The sequence below is a fragment of the Pseudomonas sp. ACM7 genome (assembly GCF_004136015.1).
GTDB classification, from domain to species: Bacteria; Pseudomonadota; Gammaproteobacteria; order Pseudomonadales; family Pseudomonadaceae; genus Aquipseudomonas; species Aquipseudomonas frigoris.
Genome location: NZ_CP024866.1, coordinates 3,326,368 through 3,345,934 on the forward strand (window position 1 = coordinate 3,326,368; position 19,567 = coordinate 3,345,934).

Below are 19,567 nucleotides of genomic sequence, written 5' to 3' on the forward strand. Positions count from 1 at the left end.
CGCTACCGACTTTCGAACACCTTCCAGAGGTCTGTGTAACAGAAAATGCGTACACAGGCCTCTGGCTGACGACAACCGGTCTGACCGGCAGCGGGTTATTGTGATTTTCTGACCCGCAGATACCACTCGGACAGCAGTCGTACCTGTTTGTCGGTGTAGCCCCGCTCGACCATCCGTGTGACGAAGTCGTTGTGCTTCTGCTGGTCCTCTTTGCTGGCCTTGGCATTGAAACTGATGACTGGCAGGAGGTCCTCGGTGTTGGAGAACATTTTCTTCTCGATGACCACCCGCAGTTTTTCGTAGCTGAGCCAGGTCGGGTTCTTGCCGTTGTTATTGGCCCGGGCGCGCAGTACGAAGTTGACGATTTCATTGCGGAAATCCTTCGGATTACTGATGCCGGCCGGTTTTTCGATTTTCTCCAGTTCTTCGTTCAGCGCTACGCGGTTGAGGATCTCGCCGGTTTCCGGGTCGCGGTATTCCTGGTCCTGGATCCAGAAGTCGGCGTACAGCACATAACGATCGAAGATGTTCTGGCCGTACTCGCTGTAAGACTCGAGGTAGGCGGTCTGGATTTCCTTGCCGATGAACTCGATATAACGCGGTGCCAGGTACTCCTTGAGGAAGCGCAGATAGCGTTCGCGGGTTTCCGCCTGGAATTGTTCCTGTTCGATCTGTTGTTCCAGCACGTAAAGCAAGTGCACCGGGTTGGCAGCGATTTCGTGCGGATCAAAGTTGAACACCTTCGACAGGATCTTGAACGCGAAGCGGGTCGACAGGCCGTTCATGCCTTCGTCGACACCCGCGTTGTCGCGGTATTCCTGGATCGACTTGGCCTTCGGATCGGTGTCCTTGAGGTTTTCGCCGTCATACACGCGCATTTTGGAGTAGATGTTGGAGTTTTCCGGCTCTTTCAGTCGCGAGAGTACGGTGAACTGGGCAAGCATCTTCAGGGTGTCAGGCGCGCAGTGAGCCTTGGCCAGGGAGCTGTTGAACAAGAGCTTGTCGTAGATCTTCACTTCGTCGCTGACCCGCAGGCAGTACGGCACTTTGACGATGTAGATCCGGTCGATGAAGGCTTCGTTGTTCTTGTTGTTGCGGAAGGTGTGCCATTCCGATTCGTTGGAGTGGGCCAGCAGGATCCCGGTAAACGGAATCGCCCCCAGACCTTCGGTACTGTTGTAGTTGCCTTCCTGAGTGGCCGTCAGCAGTGGGTGCAGCACCTTGATCGGTGCCTTGAACATTTCGACGAATTCCATCAGGCCTTGGTTGGCCCGGCACAGTGCGCCCGAGTAGCTGTAGGCGTCGGCGTCGTTCTGCGGGAATTCTTCGAGTTTGCGGATATCGACCTTGCCCACCAGCGCCGAGATGTCCTGGTTGTTTTCATCTCCCGGCTCGGTTTTGGCCACGGCGATCTGGTTGAGGATCGACGGATAGAGCTTCACCACGCGGAACTGGCTGATGTCGCCGCCGAATTCGGCGAGGCGTTTGGTCGCCCATGGCGACATGATGGTGTTGAGGTAGCGCCGTGGAATGCCGAAGTCTTCCTCGAGGATCGCGCCATCTTCGGTGGCGTTGAACAGACCCAGAGGTGATTCGAATACCGGCGAGCCCTTGATCGCGTAGAAGGGCACTTTTTCGATCAGCTGTTTCAGCTTCTCGGCCAGGGATGATTTACCGCCACCCACAGGGCCGAGCAAATAGAGAATCTGTTTCTTCTCTTCCAGGCCCTGAGCGGCATGGCGGAAATACGACACGATCTGGTCAATGCATTCTTCCATCCCGTGGAAGTCTTCAAAGGCCGGATAGCGGCGGATCACCTTGTTGGAAAAGATTCGCGACAGCCTCGAGTTGGCCGAGGTGTCGAGGAGCTCCGGTTCACCGATGGCCAGTAACAGACGCTCGGCGGCGGAGGCGTAGGCGCTGCGGTCGCTTTTGCACAGCTCCAGATACTCTTGCAGCGAGAGTTCTTCCTGGCGTGTGGACTCGAAGCGTTGTTGGAAGTGGCTAAAGATACTCATGACGTCACCTCGCTCGATACGTGGAGCCGACGCCGGATCATTCAGTCGATGCTGGCAGCGACCGAATATGCAGTCGCTGTTTACCCCCCAGAACTCTTTCGAAGCTGACTGCCCCGAAAGCTACTCCCGATGACCCGCGCGCCGGTGTACCGGCTCTCCCCTGTTTTGGATGGCCTGCGCTTAAGGATAGTTGGGAATTCGGGAGGTAAAGGCGAGATACGTAATTAGTTGTGGCAGACCGTTCGTCTGCTACCGCGCGAGCCCGCGGGGAGCGGGGCTTGCGCGTTACAAAAAAATTATTCGGAAGTGCCTTGCGCCGTTTCCGAAGGGTAAGTCGTACGCCACAGCTCAAAACCGCCATCCATGCTGTAGACGTCGGAGAAGCCCTGACTAATGAGGTACGCAGCGGCACTCTGGCTGGAATTGCCGTGGTAGCAGACGACCACAGTCGGTGCGTCGAGGTCGGCAGCGCGGATGAAATCCGAGATGGAGTGGTTATCCAGATGCTTCGAGCCGGCGATGTGCAGCGCGGCAAAGGTTGCTGGGTCGCGAACATCGACCACCACCGCGCCTTGTTCGCGCAGGGCCTGGGCCTGTTCTGGGGGGATACGTTTGAATTCGCTCATGGCGGGCTCCTGTGGCTCGGCTGAAAGCGCAGTCTAGCGCGGGGCGCTTGCTGACGATGGTTCGGGGATAAGTGCGGCGACTGGCGGCAGGACAAGGCCATGCTCGTCGCATTTGCAAGACAGGCGTTCACCGCTGTCGACATTCATGAGGGTCAGGGCGCCACCCCAAACACAGCCGGTGTCGAGGGCCGAGATGCCCGGCTCTTTGCATTGGCCTTCCAGAGCGGCCCAGTGGCCGAAGATGATCTTCAGGCCCTTGGTCTTGCGCTCTTTGTGCTGAAACCAGGGTTTGTAGCCCGGTGGCGCATTGTCGAGGCCTTCCTTGCTTTTGAGGTCAAGCTTGCCCTCGGCGGTACAAAACCGCATGCGGGTGAAATAGTTGGTGATCACCCGCAGGCGTGTCACGCCTTTGAGATCGTTGTCCCATTTCGCCGGATCGTTGCCGTACATGCCATCGAGGTAGGGCGGCAACAGGTTGTCATCGCGCAATGCCGTCTCGACTTCGGCGGCATACTTCAAGGCCTTGCGCAGTGACCACTGGGGCGGAATACCAGCATGTACCAGGGCGACATCGCGCTGTTCGTCGTAGTGCATGAGCTTTTGCTGACGCAGCCACTCCAGCAGTTCCGCGCAATCGGGCGCTGCGAGAATCTCGAGCAGGGTGTCGGACTTCTTCAAGCGTTCGATGTTTTTCCCGGCAGCCAGCAAGTGCAGGTCATGGTTGCCGAGCACGCACACCAGCGATTCGCGGATGCTATAGAGGAAGCGCAAGGTGTCCAGAGACTGCGGACCACGGTTGACCAGATCGCCGACCAGCCACAGACGATCCCGTGTCGGGTCGAAGGCGACTTGCTTGAGCAGACATTGCAATGCTTGAAGGCAGCCTTGCAGATCGCCGACGGCGTACGTTGCCATCAGTGCAGGGCTCCGGGCACCGCCAGACGGAATGGGGCGATGATGGCGTCGAAGTGTTTGCCGTCGTCGGCAACCATTTCATAAGTGCCCTGCATCGTGCCGACCTTGGAGGTCATGACGGTGCCGCTGCTGTAGGTATGGCTTTCGCCCACCTCGATCAACGGTTGTTGGCCAACAACGCCGGCTCCGCGAACCTCTTCGACATGCCCGTCACCGTCGGTGATCACCCAGTGCCGCGACAACAGTTTGGCCGGTAGCTCGCCATTGTTGTGCACGGTGATGGTGTAGGCGAAGGCAAAGCGGTTTTGCTCGGGTTGCGATTGTTCTGCCAGATAGCGGGTGACGACGCTGACGTCGACCTGGTAACGAGGATCGGACATGCAAGAGGCCTTAAACGAAGCGGAACGCGGGGCGTAGCTGATAGAACTCAGTCTAGGCCAAGTATCGGGTAGTAAACCAGACATGAAGGCTGGTGTCCTACCCGATAACGCTCATTGCCTGTCAGTCGGCGGCGGGCGTCTGTAGGACTTGTTCGCTGAGCTTGTCGGCCAGGCGCACGAAGGCGGCCAGATCGAGCTGTTCGGGGCGCAGGCTGCCATCAACGCCGGCGGCTTCGATTTCAGCGTTGCTCAGCAGCAGCTTGAGGGTGTTGCGCAGGGTCTTGCGGCGCTGGTTAAAGGCTTCGCGCACGACACGCTCCAACAGCTTGTGATCCTTGGCCGGGTGCGGCAGCACCGCGTGAGGCACCAGGCGCACGATAGCCGAATCGACTTTGGGCGGCGGATTGAACGCACCCGGGCCAACGTTGAACAGATGTTCAACCCGGCAGTGATACTGAACCATGATCGACAAGCGACCCCAGTCACCACCACCGGGGCCTGCTGCCAGGCGCTCGACCACTTCCTTTTGCAGCATGAAATGCATGTCGCGAATCAGACTGGCGTTATGCAGCAGGTGAAAAATCAACGGCGTAGAGATGTTGTACGGCAGGTTGCCGACCACCCGCAGGCTGTTCGGCGCAGCGTTCAGGCTGGTGAAGTCGAACTTCAGCGCGTCGCCCTGATGCAGGTTGAAATTGCTCTTGCTGGCAAATTGCTGGTTGAGGATCGGGATCAGATCCTTGTCCAGTTCCACCACGTCCAACTGGGCGCCGCTGTTAAGCAGGCCTTGAGTCAGCGCACCCTGGCCAGGGCCGATTTCCAGCAGACGGTCTTCGGGCTTGGCGTGGATGGCGCGCAGGATGCGGTCGATAACGCCGGCATCGTGCAGGAAGTTCTGGCCGAAACGCTTGCGCGCCCGGTGTTGGTAATGCTCGGTCATAAACGGGTCTCGGCCATCTGGTAGGCGGTTTCCAGGGCGACTTGCAGGCTGCCGGTATCGATTTTTCCGCTGCCGGCCAGGTCCAGGGCAGTGCCGTGGTCGACCGATGTGCGGATGATCGGCAAGCCGAGGGTCACGTTGACTGCCGCGCCGAAGCCTTTGTACTTCAGCACAGGCAGGCCCTGGTCGTGGTACATCGCCAGCACTGCATCGCAGTGCTCCAGATACTTGGGGGTAAACAGAGTGTCGGCGGGCAGGGGGCCACGAAGGTCCATTCCTTCGCCGCGCAGGCGCTCTAATGTAGGTTCGATGATGTCGATTTCTTCATGGCCCAGGTGTCCGCCTTCGCCGGCATGGGGGTTGAGCCCACATACGAGGATGCGTGGCCGGGCAATGCCGAATTTTTCTTGTAGATCCGCGTGCAGAATTCGCGTGACCCGTTCCAGACGCTCCGGCGTGATCGCATCGGCAATCTCGCGAAGAGGCAGGTGAGTGGTAACCAGCGCCACACGCAAACCGCGAGTGGCGAGCATCATCACCACTTGGGCGGTATGGGTCAGGTCGGCGAGAAATTCTGTGTGCCCGGAAAAGGCGATCCCGGATTCATTGATCACGCCCTTGTGCACAGGGGCCGTGATCATGCCGGCAAAATGCCCGTCCAGGCAGCCTTGGCCAGCTCGGGTCAGGGTTTCCAGAACGAAAGCCGCGTTGGCCTTGTCCAGTTGCCCGGCAGTGACCTTGGCGTTGAGCGGTGTATCCCAGACATACAGGCTGTCGGCTGGCGCGGGTACATCCGGCCAGTTGTCCGGGGTGACCGGCAGCAAATCGACAACCACACCCAGCTGCACGGCCCGCTCAAGGAGCAGGTCGCGGCTGGTAATGGCAATCAGGGGATGTGGCTGGGCTTGCGAGGCGAGCAGCAGGCACAGGTCAGGACCTATGCCGGCCGGTTCGCCGGGTGTCAACGCGAAACGTTTGGGTTTCACTGCGTTGCCTGGTCTGCACCAGGGAGTTTGATCTCTACGTACGCTTCGTCACGGATCTGACGCAGCCAGGTTTGCAGCTCTTCGTCGTATTTGCGGTTACGCAATACGGTCATTGCTTGCTGCTCGCGGGCCTGGGTGGTGCTGTCAGTGGCACGACGGCCAAGGACTTCCAGCACGTGCCAGCCATATTGGGTTTGGAACGGCTTGGACAGCTGACCTTGCGGGGTCTTGGCCATCACTCCGCGGAATTCAGGCACCAATGCATTCGGGTCGATCCAGTTCAGGTCGCCACCGTTGAGGGCGGAACCCGGATCTTCCGAGAAGCTTTTCGCCAGTTCGCCGAAATCTTCGCCCGCTTCGATACGGGAGTAGAGCGATTGAGCCAGGGCTTTGGTTTTTGCTTCGTCGCGGATCGGGCTCGGTTTGACCAGGATATGACGCACGTGCACTTCATCGCGTGTCTGGGTCTCACCGCCACGCTTATCGAGGATCTTCAGGATGATGAAGCCGCCCGGTGTGCGCATTGGCTGGGTAATGTCGCCGACAGCCATGGTGCTCAGCATGCGATCGAACGGAGGTGGCAGTTGACCGGCTTTACGCCAGCCCATGTCGCCACCTTCCAGTGCGGTTTCGCTGGCGGATTTGGCGATTGCCAACTGACCGAAGTCAGCGCCTTGCTTGAGCTGCTGGTAAACCGCGTCTGCCTGTTTGGCTGCATTCTGAATCGCGTCGGAGTTGGCGCTTTCCGGCGTAGGAATCAGGATGTTGGCCAGGCGGAACTCTTCGGACAGTTGCATTTTGCCAAGGTCGGAAGCGAGGAAGTTCTTCACTTCCTGTTCGGAAACCTGGATACGCTCGGCTACACGACGCTGACGCACACGGCTGATGACCATCTCGCGGCGAATCTGGTCGCGGGCGTCTTCATAAGACAGACCGTCGCGAGTCAGGGCGGCGCGGAATTGATCCACAGACATGTTGTTGCGCTGGGCAATGGTGCCGACAGCCTGGTTCAGTTCTTCGTCGGTAATGCGGATACCGGAACGTTCGCCGATCTGCAGTTGCAGGTTTTCGACGATCAGACGTTCAAGTACCTGCTGATCCAGCACGTTGGCCGGCGGTACGGCAGAACCACGCTTGGCGATGGTTTGCTGAACTTCATGAACACGTTGGTCCAGTTGGCTCTGCATGACCACGTCGTTATCGACAATGGCCACCACTTTATCGATGGACTGTACCGCGGCGTTCGCCGCGGTACCCAGGAACAACGCGCCCAACACTAGCGGGCGCAGACAATCAGAAAGCTTGGTCTTCACGTTCACGATAACCTTGGATGCCTTTGTCGAGGAAGCTCTCTACTTTGGCGCCGGTGAGGCCGCCGAGACCTTTCAGAACGATTTGTAGGAAGACGCCGTGGTCGCCTTTTTCGTTTTGCGGGGCGTTCTGACTAAATTCGTCGTAGTCGACGAAGTAGCGGTTGATCAAACGCAGTTTCCAGCAGCAGTTGTCGTACTCGAAACCACCAAAGGCTTCCAGGGTACGGTTACGGTTGTAGTCATACTGCCAGCGGCTGATGGCGTTCCACTGCGGCACGATCGGCCAGATCACCGAGAAGTCGTGCTGTTTGATTTTGTAGTAATCCTTCACGTAGCCAGGCTGGCCAGGGGTGCCGTAGTCACCACCGCCGACTTGCCACTTACCGGTGTTCTGGTCGTAACGGACCTGGTCATTGCGATAGCGATAGCCGGCGTTGATGACCTTGTTCGGGTTGTCTTCAGGCTGGTAGTGGAACATCGCGCTGCCCGAGCGAGGGCTGCGGCTGTCCGGGTCCCAGTTGTAATCGGCCGTGGTGCGCCAATCGCGGTTCCAGCGGTATTCGTATTCCAGTGCATAAGGCGAAACGTTGGCATGCGCATCGTCGCGGGTTTTGGCATCGATCCCTGGCAACTGGACTTCGCGGTCCTTGAAGTACAAGGCCTGGCCGACGCTGATGCGTTGACGTTCGAAACCGTTTTCTTCGATCCAGCGGTTGGTAATACCCAGGGACAACTTGTTCTCGTCGCCGACGCGGTCGGAGCTGGAGAAGCGGTTGTCGCGGAACAGCGACGCGTAGTTGAAGGTGTACTCGCCGGTGTCGAATACCGGAATGTCGCTCTGATCCTTCTCTGGAACATAGAGGTAGAACAGGCGCGGTTCCAGGGTCTGGCGATAGTTCTTGCCGAACCAGGTGGTGTTGCGATCGAAGTACAGGCCGCTGTCGATGCTTGCGATCGGCACTCCACGGTTCTGGTTGCTGCTAAAGGTGCCGTTGAGTCGATCACCTTCAGCGGTCTGATTGGCAATGTCGGCTTTACCCTGGCCGTCGAGATCCAACTGGTACTGGGTGTATTGGTACTTGAGCGACGGCTTCAGGAAACCATAAGTCCAGTCCAACGGCAGGCTGACACCTGGCTTGAGGTTCATACGGTCGCCGTTGGCCCGTGCAAGGCCGGTCACGTTGGTGTCCAGGCGAGGCGACAGGTTGCCGTCTTCATCGGAGAACTGACCCGTTTCCAGGTCACGATCAAAGCGCACGAGTTCTGTTTCGTAATCGAAATTCAGACCGCCCGGGTGCGTAGGCAGCTGACCGTTGAAAGTGATCTGCGGCAAGCGGTCGTACGGCGTGATGTTCGATACGGTCGCCAGCTGATAGGCCTGGGCGTTGAGGCGAGCGGTGTAGCTGTCGCCCCGATAGCTCACAGAACCCTGCTGGTTCACGTAATCGGCACTTTTCACACCGATCTGATCAGTTTGCAGATCCTGGAAGTAGTAAGGATCGCTGAGCTTGGTGTAGTCGACTTGCGTGAAGACGCGCGAGTCGAGACCGCCCTTGTGCTGCCAGTTATACATGTAGCGGTTTTTTTGGTAATCGGTCTGCTTGCTGCGATCGGTGTCTTCGTCGTTGAGGTACGCGGCGCCGAACTGACCTTCACTGGACTTGGTCAGGTAACGGAATTCGCCTTCCATCAACAGCCCGTGCTTGCTCATGTAGCGCGGGTACAACGTGGCATCGTAGTTCGGTGCCAGGTTGAAGTAATACGGTGTGACCAGCATGAAACCGGTATCGCTGCCGGTGCCGATGGTCGGCGGCAGGAAGCCGGACTGGCGACGGTCGTCGATCGGGAAATAGATGTACGGCGTGTACAGAACCGGAATGTCCTTGACCCGCAGTGTCACGTTGGTCGCGGTACCGAAGCCGGTGGCCGGGTTCAAGGTGATGTTGTTGCCCTTGAGCTGCCAGGCGTTGCTGTTCGGTTCGCACGTGGTGTACGTACCATCCTTGAGGCGAATGATCGCGTTCTCGGCACGTTTTGCGTACAGCGCATTACCGCGGATACGGGATTTGTGCATCACGTATTCGGCGTTGTCGACCTTGGCTTCACCAGTGTCGAGCTGCACGTCGGCGTGGTCGCCCACGATCAGTGCGCCGTTGTCGCGAACACGGACGTTGCCGCTCAGTTCGCCACGGCTCTCGGCCTGGTAGAGGTTCGCTTCGTCGGCTTCGACCTGCATGCTGCCCTGACGCATGACCACGTCACCCGCCAGGGTCGCGACCTGCTCATCCTGCTTATAGCGAGAGGCTTTGGCGCCAAGAAAGGTCGGAGTGTCACTTTTATTCGTCTTGTCATTCATGCCAGGACGAATCGGTTCGATATAGGAACCAGAGCAGTAAGGACCGGTTTCGGCCAATTGCGCTGCAGTGAGCTTCTCGCGCGGAACCCAATCGAGGTGACTGTAGTCTTCGCTACGCGACTTCAGGCCGCGGCCCTTGGATTCGGTCACCAGCACAGGCTTGGCGCCGGTGTCTTGACTGGCACCGCTGTCAGCCGGAGTCTCGCCGCTCGTGCTTACCGCCGCACTGCCGTCATGGACGGGGCGAGGTGGCAGCGCAGCTGCTGGAGATTTTGGCGCACAGTTCCAGGCGCCCGAAGCAGAGACTGAGCAGTCATACTGTTCCGCGGCGACCACGAACGAAGTGGCTAGAGGTTGCAGGGCCAGCAGACTGCCGGTAACCAACAACGGAAATTTTTTACGAAACGCGGGGGATTTCAATGCCATCTTATTAGTCCGGGCTTCCTGCGTGCCATCTGCCCGCGGTGTGGGCCGCACGCCTCTCGATGGTCTGAAAAAGATGCTGGATAATAAAGCATGACCCGCTTGACGGCTAGCGCCGTCGGAGACCCTTGCAATGCCTGACCAAGATGTACGTTTGCAACACCTGAAAGTTTGGCTCGATGAGCAACTGGCTGCCCTCTTTGCAGAACAGGGTTGGGGTGTCGTACCCCCGGCCACGTTGACCGCGGCCAGTAGCGATGCGAGTTTTCGACGTTATTTCCGCTGGGAAGGCGAGGGCAGAAGCTTCGTCGTGATGGACGCGCCACCGCCCCAGGAAAACTGTAAACCCTTCGTGGATATCGCTTTTTTGCTGGCGAAATCCGGAATAAATGTTCCGAAAATTTATGCCGAAGACCTCGAACGTGGTTTTCTTTTGCTTAATGACCTGGGCAACAAGACTTACCTGGACGTGATCGACAGCGAAAATGCCGACGATTTGTTCAAGGATGCCCTGCAAGCGCTGCTGGCTTTTCAGCAGTTGCCGATGGTTGCACCGCTGCCAAGTTATGACGTGGCGCTGCTGCGTCGCGAGCTGGAATTGTTCCCTGAATGGTACGTGAAGCGCGAGTTGGGCATCGAGTTCGACTCGGCGCAGCAAATACTCTGGCAGAACGTGACTGAGCTATTGATCGACAGCGCACTGGCCCAGCCTAAAGTGTTGGTGCACCGCGATTACATGCCGCGCAACCTGATGCTCAGCGAGCCAAATCCCGGTGTGCTGGATTTCCAGGACGCCGTCTATGGTCCCGTGACCTACGACGTGACCTGCCTGTTCAAGGATGCGTTCCTCAGCTGGCCCGAGGAGCGTGTGCGCGGTTGGCTGGAAGCTTACTGGCAGCAAGCGGGCGATCTCGGGATCCCGGTTCAGCCCGACTTCGAAGATTTCCTGCGTGCCAGTGACCTGATGGGCGTGCAGCGGCACCTGAAAGTGATCGGCATCTTTGCCCGCATCTGCCACCGCGACGGCAAGCCGCGCTATCTCGGCGATGTGCCACGCTTCTTTGCTTATATAGACGCCGTGATCGCCCGCCGTCCTGAACTGGCCGAGCTGGATGTGTTGCTGTTGAGTCTGCGTGCTGGAGCGAATGCATGAAGGCAATGATTCTGGCTGCAGGCAAAGGCGAGCGCATGCGCCCGCTGACCTTGACCACGCCGAAACCGCTGGTTCGCGCGGGCGGTATACCGTTGATCGAGTATCATTTGAAAGCCTTGGCGGTGGCGGGGTTTACCGAGGTGGTGATCAACCATGCCTGGCTCGGCCAGCTGATCGAAAACTACCTGGGTGATGGCTCGCAATACGGCGTACGTATTCAGTACTCGCCAGAAGGTGAGCCGCTGGAAACCGGAGGCGGGATTTTCCGCGCGCTGCCGTTGCTGGGTGACGAGGCCTTTATGGTGGTTAACGGTGACATCTGGACCGACTACGACTTCAGCGTATTGCACCAACCCATCACCGGGCTGGCGCATTTGGTGTTGGCGGACAACCCTGCCCATCACCCGGCCGGCGATTTCAGCCTGATCGGCGGGCAAGTACGCGACGGTCAACCGGACACTGCAACCCTGACCTACAGCGGCATCGCGGTCCTGCACCCGCAGCTGTTCGACGGTTGCTCCGCCGGCGCCTTCAAGCTTGCACCGCTGCTGCGCAAAGCCATGGCCGATGGGCACGTCACCGGGGAGCACTTGAATGGACATTGGGTGGATGTCGGCACTCACGAGCGTCTGGCTGAAGTCGAAACTCTGTTAGAAGCGAGACGCTGACATGCTGTGGCCAGGGACTCTGATTGGAGCCGGGGCGGGCTTTTTCATCGCCAGCATTCCGGGGGCCATGCTTGGCGCCTTGTTGGGGCAGGCGCTGGACCGGCACTTGCACTTACAGAGCTGGGCGCATTTGCGAGAAAAGCTCGGTGGCCGCTCGGTGCTGCGCAATGATGAACTGCTGTTTGTGTTGTTGGGACGGCTGGCCAAGAGCGATGGACGGGTGGTGGAAGGCCACATCCAGCAGGCCCGTCAGGAAATGCGCTCGCTGGACATGACCGAGTCGGCCCAGCGCCGGGCAATTGCCGCGTTTAATCGCGGCAAGTCGGGAGATGAGCGGTTGCGCGGTTACCTGCGCCGCTTGAGTCATCAACCCCATGCCGCCGAAGGCGTCTTGCGCGCCTGTTGGCGGATGATCTGGGCTGATGGCCGCGCCGGCAGTGCAGAACGAGCGCTGATCAGGCAGTGGGGTAAATGGCTGGGCTGGACGTCACAACAGGTGCAGGCTCTGGCGGCTGATTACGAGCAGCACAAGTTTGCACAGGCCAGCAGCGCGCTGACCTATCAAGATGCTCTGCGGCTTTTGGGCGTTTCGGCGACCACCGAGCCGGCGCAGATCAAGCGTGCTTATCGACGCCTGCTGAGTCGCCATCACCCGGACAAGATCGCCGGCAGCGGTGCGACGGCGCTGCAGGTGCGCGAAGCCACTGACAAGACTCGCGAACTGCATAGCGCCTACACATTGATTCGCGAGCGGCGGGATTTTCGGTAGTGGCCCGGAAGATCAAAAGATCGCAGCCTGCGGCAGCTCTACAGATGTACGCATAACCCGGTGTAGGAGCTGCCGCAGGCTGCGATCTTTTGCTTTTGCTTAATTCGCGTTCTGTGGGTTCAACCAGCCCCGCACCCGACGGAACAGTTGCTCTTGCTCAGCCTTGGAATTACCCGGCAGAGCCTTGAGCGAGACCTGACTGAACCCCGAAGTCTTCAACCGTTTGCTGGCCTGCAAGCGTTCCAGTGCCAGGTTGCGATCCAGCGGCCTATCCATATAGAAGATGTCTGCGGTGGGCAGCTTCAGGGTCGGAGTCAGTTCGGCCAGCTCTGGTTTGGCTTTCACCGGCATCTGAGCGGCGACCATCACAAACTTCTCCACCTGCGAGGGCTGCTTCTCGCTCAGGTAGCGCGCGGCCCAGTAAGCGCCAGTCCCATGCCCCAGCACGACAATGCTGCGAGCACTTTGCTGTTCGGCGTAGGCAATGGCGGCGTCGATGCGGGCGAAGATTCGTTCAGCGTCGGCTTTGGCCTGTTCCTCGGTGGTTTCGGCGATCGCCTTGTCCGCAACCTCCGCTTCACCGCCCGCCGCTTGTTCGATGGGCGCGGCGGTGGTCGAGTCTTTGCTGCCGGTGTCCGGGGCTTTTGGTGTGGGTGCCACTTCTGCGATACGCGGCGCAATGGCATCGCTTTGCGGGTCCGGCAAGGTGATACTCAGGCTGCTCCACTCGGCGTCCGGCAATTTACGTCGCAATGGACCTATTGCTTGCGGCCAGTCAACAGTTTCGCCGGCGCCCGGGATGATAATCACCGCGCCTTTGGGTTCGCCGGTATTGGCCGGTTTCCACAAGGCCAGAAACGTGTCGCTGCCCGCTTGCAGTTGCTGCTGTTCCTGAGCAGGGATTTGTCGCTCAAGTGCAGACGCTTCTTCCTGACTACGCTCAAGCAGCGGCTGGCGCGCGACCGGTTTTTCTTCGCCGGGTGTTTCCGTTGCGGCAGGTACCGGGTTGGCAGCCTCGACGGAAAAGGCGCAAGGCAGGATCAGCGACAGGCACAATGCTGGCAGTGCCAGGCGGTAGACAGGGGGCATCGGATATTCCAGGCCAGAAATTATTCCGGCAGCCTAATGGGTTGGTCAGTATTTGTCAGTGTGTGAGACTTCGATGATGCGTTTTCGCTGCCTGTGGGTTATCGGCTGTTTGTGGTTTCCCTTGATGGGCTGGGCGGCTCCCGCGCCACCGGTGCACGTCGCGCAGTTGTCCGTGGGCCAGCAGCAATGGCTGGCGCAACATGGCGAATTGCGCGTGGGGCTGGTGTTGCAGGTGCCCTACGCCCAATACGATCGCCGCTTGCAGCGTTTGTCCGGGGTCAATGTCGAGCTGATGAAGTGGCTGGCCAAGGCGCTCAAAGTCGAGCTGAGCTGGCGCAACTTTCCCGACCTGGCGCAGCTGGAAGACGCCGCGCGCGAGGGTGAAATCGACATCGCTCCGGGGCTGACCCAAACCCCCGGTGGCCTGCGGCTCTGGCAGTTTTCCGACCCGTATATGCGGGTGCCGCAACTGGTGGTCAGCGACCAGAAAAGCACCGGCGTGGTGGAGCTGGAAAAACTCGACAGCCAGACCCGCGTCGCCGTGCGCATGCCCGGCGCCACCGCCGATTACCTGCGCAGCAATTACCCGCACCTGAACCTTCAAGGCGTACCGATCGAGCGCCAGGCACTGCAACTGTTACTGAGTCAGCAGGCCAGTTACGCCGTGGTCGACGAAGCGCAGCTGGGGCGTTTGTCCGCCGAACCTGAGTTCGCCGGGCTGGTGGTGGTCGGTGATATCGGTCTGCCGCAACTGTTGCGGGTGGCCACACGCCGGGACTGGCCGGAGCTGGCCGGCATCGTCGAAAGCGCCTTGCGGGCGATCCCGGCCAAGGACCTGGAGCAGCTGCACAACCAATGGCTGCAACCCAAATACCCGCGCCTGACCGAGTCCCCTGGGTTCTGGCAAAACCTCTGCCTGCTGTTGGCGGTATTGATGCTGAGCAGCATGGCCATCGTGTTCTGGCAGCGTCGGCAGCAGCACAGTCTTGAGCATCGTTTGCGGGCAGCGCGCGAGGACATTGCCCTGCGTGCCGCCAGCGAAGAAGCCTTGCGCCTCACTCAGTTTTCCATCGACCAGAGCACCGTCGGCATCCTTTGGGTCAACTGGGACAGCCATGTGCGCTACGCCAATCGCGCGGCCGAAACCATGCTGGGTTATCCGGCGGGCGGGATCATTGATCGGCCGCTGATCGACTTCGAACCCGGCTTGCACATGGACCGCTGGCTGAACCTGTGGAAACGCGCCCGGGCCAGCGAAGAAGGCCCGCAAAGTTTCGAAACCAACTGCGTACGGGCGGATGGCAGCAATCTGCCGGTGGATGTTTCGCTGAGCTTTTTGCGGTTTCGCGACGGCGAATACCTGGTGGTTTACCTCAACGACGTCACCGAGCGCCGTCGTGCATTGGCCGCGTTGCAGGAAAGCGAGGCGCGTCTGCAAGGGATCGCCGCCAACGTTCCAGGACTGGTCTTTCGTCTAGAACGGGCGCCGGTGACGGGGCAGATCGACTTTGCCTACATCAGTGAAGGCAGCGAGAGCCTGGTGGGTTACTCACCGGTCACCCTGGCCCATCGCGACAAAGGCCTGCGCAGCCTGGTGCACCCGGACGACAAGGCCAGTTATCACCAAACCCAGGACCATGCGCTGGATACCGACAGTGACTGGTCGTGGCAGGGACGGATTCTCACCCGATCCGGCGAACAGCGCTGGGCCGAAATCAAAGCCATCACCCGCCGACTCGAAGACGGCGCCTATGTCTGGGACGGGATCGTCTGGGACATCAGCGAAAGCAAACGCATCGAACTGGAACTGGCCAGCTCTCGCGAGCAGCTGCGTGAGTTGTCCGCGCACCTGGAGAGCGTGCGGGAAGAGGAAAAGGCCCGCATCGCCCGGGAAGTTCACGACGAACTGGGTCAGATGCTCACCGTGCTGAAGCTGGAAACTTCCATGTGCGAACTGGCCTACGCGCAGCTCGACCCCGGTCTGAACGAACGTTTGAACAGCATGAAGCGCTTGATCGCTCAGCTGTTCCAACTGGTTCGCGATGTCGCCACGGCGCTGCGGCCGCCGATTCTCGACGCCGGGATTGCCTCGGCCATCGAGTGGCAGGCCCGCCGATTCGAGGCGCGCACGCAGATTCCGTGTCTGGTGCAGGTGCCGGAGAATCTGCCGGTGCTCAGTGATGCCAAGGCGATTGGCCTGTTCCGGATCCTTCAGGAAGCGCTGACCAATGTCATGCGCCATGCCCAGGCGCATACTGTCGAACTGACATTGGCGCTGGAAGGCGACGAGTTGTGTCTGACCGTCAGCGATGATGGCGTAGGATTTGTCCCCGCCACCGGTAGGTCAACATCCTTCGGGGTGGTCGGCATGCGCGAGCGAGTGTTGATCATGGGCGGGCAGTTGTCGCTTGAGAGTGAACCAGGTGAAGGCACGACCCTGAGCGTGCGAGTGCCGCTGGATGAAGCCTGAAGCATTTGTGGTGTCTGTGCTGACGTCTTCGCGAGCAAGCCCGCTCCCACAGGGGGAACGCATTCCAAATGTGGGAGCGGGCTTGCTCGCGAATGATCTTGAATCTGGAGAAGAACGTGATCCGTGTACTGGTAGCCGAAGACCACACCATCGTCCGCGAAGGCATCAAGCAATTGATCGGCCTGGCCAAGGATTTGCTGGTGGTAGGGGAGGCGAGCAATGGCGAGCAGTTGCTCGAGACCTTGCGCCATGTTCCCTGCGAAGTGGTCTTGCTGGACATCTCCATGCCCGGGGTTAACGGTCTGGAGGCGATTCCAAGGATTCGTGCGCTGAACAATCCGCCGGCGATTCTGGTGTTGTCGATGCACGACGAAGCGCAAATGGCCGCCCGTGCGTTGAAGGTCGGCGCTGCGGGTTATGCGACGAAGGATAGCGATCCGGCGCTGCTGCTGACGGCGATCCGCAAGGTCGCGGCGGGCGGGCGCTACATCGACCCGGACCTGGCCGACCGCATGGTCTTTGAAGTCGGCCTGACCGATTCGCGGCCGTTGCACTCGTTGCTGTCCGAGCGCGAATTCTCGGTATTCGAACGCCTGGCCCAGGGCGCCAACGTCAACGACATCGCCCAGCAACTGGCCTTGAGCAGCAAAACCATCAGCACCCACAAGGCGCGGCTGATGCAGAAACTCAACATCACCTCCCTGGCGGAACTGGTGAAGTACGCCATGGAGCACAAACTGCTCTGATGCGGCACGCGATCCCGTGTAGGAGCTGCCGAAGGCTGCGATCTTTTGATCGTGATCTACAGCGATAGTGAGGGCGCCAAAAGATCGCAGCCTTCGGCAGCTCCTACATGACCGCGTCCGCGTATCCATTTGCGACATACCTTTAAAGCTGCTTTCGCCCGTTCTTGCGGCTTGCAGCTTCAAGATTGCCGCTGCCCCTATCCAATCCCGCCATCCTTGTAGGGCAATCCCTACCCCCAACCTTCCATCCCGCTGAGGCGATTCTCTCCTGCGCCCCGATTTGCGTGGTCAGCAGCGTCCACTAGGCTTAGTCCACAGCAGTCATCACAACAAAGGTGTGGGTATGAGCCAGGTCGATTCAAGCGCAGGGGCCAATGACATTCTGGTCAGCTTTCGTGGAGTGCAAAAAAGCTACGACGGCGAGAACCTGATCGTCAAAGACCTCAACCTGGATATTCGCAAAGGCGAATTCCTCACTTTGCTCGGGCCCTCCGGCTCCGGCAAGACCACCAGCCTGATGATGCTCGCCGGTTTCGAAACGCCGACCGCTGGCGAAATCCAGCTGGCCGGGCGTTCCATCAACAACGTGCCGCCACACAAACGCGACATCGGCATGGTGTTCCAGAACTACGCGTTGTTCCCGCACATGACGGTCGCCGAGAACCTGGCATTCCCGCTGACCGTGCGCGGCCTGAACAAGAGCGATGTCAGCGACAAGGTCAAAAAAGTCCTGAGCATGGTTCAGCTCGACACCTTCGCCCAGCGTTATCCGGCACAACTGTCCGGCGGTCAGCAGCAGCGTGTGGCCCTGGCCCGCGCCTTGGTGTTCGAACCGCAACTGGTGCTGATGGACGAGCCCCTCGGTGCACTCGACAAACAACTGCGTGAACACATGCAGATGGAAATCAAGCACCTGCACCAGCGCCTCGGCGTGACCGTAGTCTACGTGACCCACGACCAGGGCGAAGCCCTGACCATGTCCGACCGCGTTGCCGTGTTCCACCAGGGCGAGATTCAGCAGATCGCGCCGCCGCGCACTTTGTACGAAGAGCCGAAAAACACCTTCGTCGCCAACTTCATTGGCGAGAACAACCGCCTCAATGGCCGCTTGCACAGCCAGACCGGCGACCGCTGCATCGTCGAACTCGGTCGTGGTGAAAAGGTTGAAGCGCTGGCGGTCAACGTCGGCAAGACCGGCGAACCCGTCACGCTGTCGATTCGCCCGGAACGCGTCAGCCTCAACGGCTCCAGCGAGTCCTGCGTCAACCGCTTCTCCGGGCGGGTGGCGGAATTCATCTATCTGGGCGACCACGTCCGGGTTCGCCTGGAAGTCTGCGGCAAGACCGATTTTTTTGTGAAACAACCGATTGCCGAGCTCGATCCCGCGCTGGCCGTCGGCGACGTGGTACCGCTTGGCTGGCAGGTCGAACACGTTCGCGCGCTCGACCCACTTCTGGAGGCGCATTGATCGCCCCCCTGCTTCAACAACACCAACCCTGCACGTGGAGAGAACAATAAATGTTGAGATCCCTGAAATTCACCGCTTTGGTCATGGGCATGATCGGCGCGGCACACGCAATGGCGGCGGGCCCGGACCTGACCGTGGTGTCCTTTGGCGGGGCGAACAAGGCGGCGCAGGTCAAAGCCTTCTACGCACCGTGGGAAGCGGCAGGTAACGGCAAGATCGTGGCGGGCGAGTACAACGGCGAGATGGCCAAGGTCAAAGCCATGGTCGACACCAAAAGCGTGTCCTGGGACCTGGTAGAAGTTGAATCGCCAGAACTGTCCCGTGGTTGCGACGAAGACATGTTCGAGCAGCTGGATCCGAAGCTGTTCGGCAAGTCCGAAGACTACGTCAAAGGCGCCATCCAGCCATGCGGCGTGGGCTTCTTCGTGTGGTCGACCGTGCTGGCCTACAACGCCGACAAACTGGCTTCCGCACCGACTAGCTGGGTAGATTTCTGGGACACCAAGAAATTCCCGGGCAAGCGCGGCCTGCGTAAAGGCGCCAAGTACACCCTGGAATTCGCTCTGATGGCCGACGGCGTTGCGCCGAAAGACGTCTACAAAGTGCTGGCCGGCAAAGATGGCCAGGACCGCGCGTTCAAGAAGCTTGATGAGCTGAAACCAAGCATCCAGTGGTGGGAAGCCGGCGCGCAACCGCCGCAGTACCTCGCTTCCGGCGACGTGGTCATGAGCTCGGCCTACAACGGCCGGATCGCTGCCGTGCAGAAAGAAAGCAACCTGAAAGTCGTGTGGAATGGCGGTATCTACGACTTCGACGCATGGGCCATCCCGAAAGGTCTGGATAAAGCACGCGCTGAAGCGGCGAAGAAATTCATCGCGTTCTCGGTGATGCCGCAGCAGCAGAAGACCTACTCGGAAAACATCGCCTACGGCCCGGCCAACACCCAAGCCGTACCGTTGCTGGCCAAGGATGTCCTCAAAGACATGCCGACCACCCCGGAAAACATCGCCAACCAGGTGCAGATCGACGTCAGCTTCTGGGCTGACAACGGCGAGCAACTGGAACAGCGCTTCAATTCCTGGGCTGCGAAGTAAGCAATACCCTGTGGTTTGAACACCGCAATCCTTGTGGGAGCGAGCTTGCTCGCGATAGCAGTGGGTCAGTCAACATTGATGTTGAATGTAATGCCCCCATCGCGAGCAAGCTCGCTCCCACAGGTTGTTTGTATGCCTCTGCAACGATCAAAG

The 19,567-nt window shown here is 59.5% G+C and carries 16 protein-coding genes; 7 read left to right on the plus strand and 9 right to left on the minus strand.

The features are described from left to right. Nucleotides 1-95 precede the first annotated feature (95 nt). From CUN63_RS15605 to CUN63_RS15640, 8 genes are all read right to left on the minus strand, one after another. Nucleotides 96-2,018 (minus strand): PrkA family serine protein kinase, encoded by a 1,923-nt coding sequence (locus tag CUN63_RS15605; RefSeq protein WP_033056218.1) that lies wholly within the window; start codon nt 2,016-2,018, stop codon nt 96-98. Between the two features lie 296 nt (nt 2,019-2,314). Continuing rightward, nucleotides 2,315-2,644, minus strand: coding sequence for a thiosulfate sulfurtransferase GlpE (glpE, locus tag CUN63_RS15610; RefSeq protein ID WP_008147200.1), 330 nt, complete (start codon nt 2,642-2,644; stop codon nt 2,315-2,317). A 33-nt stretch (nt 2,645-2,677) separates the two neighbouring features. Then, on the minus strand, nt 2,678-3,559 hold the full coding sequence (locus CUN63_RS15615; protein ID WP_129440699.1) for a symmetrical bis(5'-nucleosyl)-tetraphosphatase: 882 nt from the start codon (nt 3,557-3,559) through the stop codon (nt 2,678-2,680). Next, the gene (apaG, locus tag CUN63_RS15620; protein WP_008147202.1) at nt 3,559-3,939 is read right to left on the minus strand and encodes a Co2+/Mg2+ efflux protein ApaG; all 381 of its coding nucleotides are present in this window, start codon (nt 3,937-3,939) and stop codon (nt 3,559-3,561) included. Before apaG ends, CUN63_RS15615 begins: the two co-directional genes overlap by 1 nt. A gap of 121 nt (nt 3,940-4,060) precedes the next feature. Then, nucleotides 4,061-4,879 (minus strand): 16S rRNA (adenine(1518)-N(6)/adenine(1519)-N(6))-dimethyltransferase RsmA, encoded by an 819-nt coding sequence (rsmA, locus tag CUN63_RS15625; protein ID WP_033056215.1) that lies wholly within the window; start codon nt 4,877-4,879, stop codon nt 4,061-4,063. Beyond that, the gene (gene pdxA / locus CUN63_RS15630; RefSeq protein ID WP_129440701.1) at nt 4,876-5,865 is read right to left on the minus strand and encodes a 4-hydroxythreonine-4-phosphate dehydrogenase PdxA; all 990 of its coding nucleotides are present in this window, start codon (nt 5,863-5,865) and stop codon (nt 4,876-4,878) included. The genes rsmA and pdxA overlap by 4 nt, the downstream gene beginning before the upstream one ends. After that, nucleotides 5,862-7,178 (minus strand): peptidylprolyl isomerase SurA, encoded by a 1,317-nt coding sequence (gene surA / locus CUN63_RS15635; RefSeq protein ID WP_129440703.1) that lies wholly within the window; start codon nt 7,176-7,178, stop codon nt 5,862-5,864. Before surA ends, pdxA begins: the two co-directional genes overlap by 4 nt. Beyond that, nucleotides 7,159-9,960 carry an LPS-assembly protein LptD gene (locus CUN63_RS15640; RefSeq protein ID WP_129440705.1) on the minus strand — a complete coding sequence of 934 codons (2,802 nt, stop codon included), beginning with the start codon at nt 9,958-9,960 and terminating at the stop codon, nt 7,159-7,161. The genes surA and CUN63_RS15640 overlap by 20 nt, the downstream gene beginning before the upstream one ends. 130 nt (nt 9,961-10,090) lie before the next feature. On the opposite strand from CUN63_RS15640, the gene CUN63_RS15645 reads away from it, so the two are divergent. Genes CUN63_RS15645 through CUN63_RS15655 form a run of 3 tightly spaced genes read left to right on the plus strand, consistent with a single transcriptional unit; the run spans nt 10,091 to nt 12,547 of the window. After that, a complete protein-coding gene (locus tag CUN63_RS15645) occupies nt 10,091-11,110 on the plus strand; it encodes an aminoglycoside phosphotransferase family protein (protein WP_129440707.1) in 1,020 nt (339 codons plus the stop codon). Then, a complete protein-coding gene (murU, locus tag CUN63_RS15650) occupies nt 11,107-11,778 on the plus strand; it encodes an N-acetylmuramate alpha-1-phosphate uridylyltransferase MurU (protein ID WP_129440708.1) in 672 nt (223 codons plus the stop codon). Before CUN63_RS15645 ends, murU begins: the two co-directional genes overlap by 4 nt. Before the next feature lies 1 nt (nt 11,779). After that, complete coding sequence (locus CUN63_RS15655) at nt 11,780-12,547, plus strand: TerB family tellurite resistance protein (protein WP_129440710.1); 768 nt, start codon at nt 11,780-11,782, stop codon at nt 12,545-12,547. Nucleotides 12,548-12,646: 99 nt separating this feature from the next. Here the strand turns inward: CUN63_RS15655 and CUN63_RS15660 are convergent, their stop codons facing one another. Further along, nucleotides 12,647-13,636, minus strand: coding sequence for an alpha/beta hydrolase family protein (locus CUN63_RS15660; RefSeq protein ID WP_129440712.1), 990 nt, complete (start codon nt 13,634-13,636; stop codon nt 12,647-12,649). Between the two features lie 73 nt (nt 13,637-13,709). Here CUN63_RS15660 and CUN63_RS15665 point away from each other — a divergent pair, with 73 nt between their 5' ends. The 4 genes from CUN63_RS15665 to CUN63_RS15680 all read left to right on the plus strand — a co-directional run bounded on the left by CUN63_RS15665 (nt 13,710) and on the right by CUN63_RS15680 (nt 19,414). After that, on the plus strand, nt 13,710-16,106 hold the full coding sequence (locus CUN63_RS15665) for a PAS domain S-box protein (protein ID WP_129440714.1): 2,397 nt from the start codon (nt 13,710-13,712) through the stop codon (nt 16,104-16,106). A 92-nt stretch (nt 16,107-16,198) separates the two neighbouring features. Next, nucleotides 16,199-16,852, plus strand: a complete 654-nt coding sequence (locus CUN63_RS15670) for a response regulator transcription factor (protein WP_178082239.1) — start codon at nt 16,199-16,201, stop codon at nt 16,850-16,852. 343 nt (nt 16,853-17,195) lie between these two features. Continuing rightward, nucleotides 17,196-18,320 (plus strand): ABC transporter ATP-binding protein, encoded by a 1,125-nt coding sequence (locus tag CUN63_RS15675; RefSeq protein ID WP_129440716.1) that lies wholly within the window; start codon nt 17,196-17,198, stop codon nt 18,318-18,320. A 50-nt stretch (nt 18,321-18,370) separates the two neighbouring features. Further along, a complete protein-coding gene (locus CUN63_RS15680) occupies nt 18,371-19,414 on the plus strand; it encodes an ABC transporter substrate-binding protein (protein ID WP_033056205.1) in 1,044 nt (347 codons plus the stop codon). The last annotated feature ends 153 nt before the right edge of the window (nt 19,415-19,567 follow it).

Bases quoted from the DNA above. Each gene is read 5' to 3' on its own strand.
- CUN63_RS15605 (WP_033056218.1), bottom strand. From the start codon at position 2,018: ATGAGTATCTTTAGCCACTTCCAACAACGCTTCGAGTCCACACGCCAG.
- glpE (WP_008147200.1), bottom strand. From the start codon at position 2,644: ATGAGCGAATTCAAACGTATCCCCCCAGAACAGGCCCAGGCCCTGCGC.
- CUN63_RS15615 (WP_129440699.1), bottom strand. From the start codon at position 3,559: ATGGCAACGTACGCCGTCGGCGATCTGCAAGGCTGCCTTCAAGCATTG.
- apaG (WP_008147202.1), bottom strand. From the start codon at position 3,939: ATGTCCGATCCTCGTTACCAGGTCGACGTCAGCGTCGTCACCCGCTAT.
- rsmA (WP_033056215.1), bottom strand. From the start codon at position 4,879: ATGACCGAGCATTACCAACACCGGGCGCGCAAGCGTTTCGGCCAGAAC.
- CUN63_RS15640 (WP_129440705.1), bottom strand. From the start codon at position 9,960: ATGGCATTGAAATCCCCCGCGTTTCGTAAAAAATTTCCGTTGTTGGTT.
- CUN63_RS15645 (WP_129440707.1), top strand. From the start codon at position 10,091: ATGCCTGACCAAGATGTACGTTTGCAACACCTGAAAGTTTGGCTCGAT.
- murU (WP_129440708.1), top strand. From the start codon at position 11,107: ATGAAGGCAATGATTCTGGCTGCAGGCAAAGGCGAGCGCATGCGCCCG.
- CUN63_RS15655 (WP_129440710.1), top strand. From the start codon at position 11,780: ATGCTGTGGCCAGGGACTCTGATTGGAGCCGGGGCGGGCTTTTTCATC.
- CUN63_RS15660 (WP_129440712.1), bottom strand. From the start codon at position 13,636: ATGCCCCCTGTCTACCGCCTGGCACTGCCAGCATTGTGCCTGTCGCTG.
- CUN63_RS15665 (WP_129440714.1), top strand. From the start codon at position 13,710: ATGATGCGTTTTCGCTGCCTGTGGGTTATCGGCTGTTTGTGGTTTCCC.
- CUN63_RS15670 (WP_178082239.1), top strand. From the start codon at position 16,199: ATGATCTTGAATCTGGAGAAGAACGTGATCCGTGTACTGGTAGCCGAA.
- CUN63_RS15675 (WP_129440716.1), top strand. From the start codon at position 17,196: ATGAGCCAGGTCGATTCAAGCGCAGGGGCCAATGACATTCTGGTCAGC.
- CUN63_RS15680 (WP_033056205.1), top strand. From the start codon at position 18,371: ATGTTGAGATCCCTGAAATTCACCGCTTTGGTCATGGGCATGATCGGC.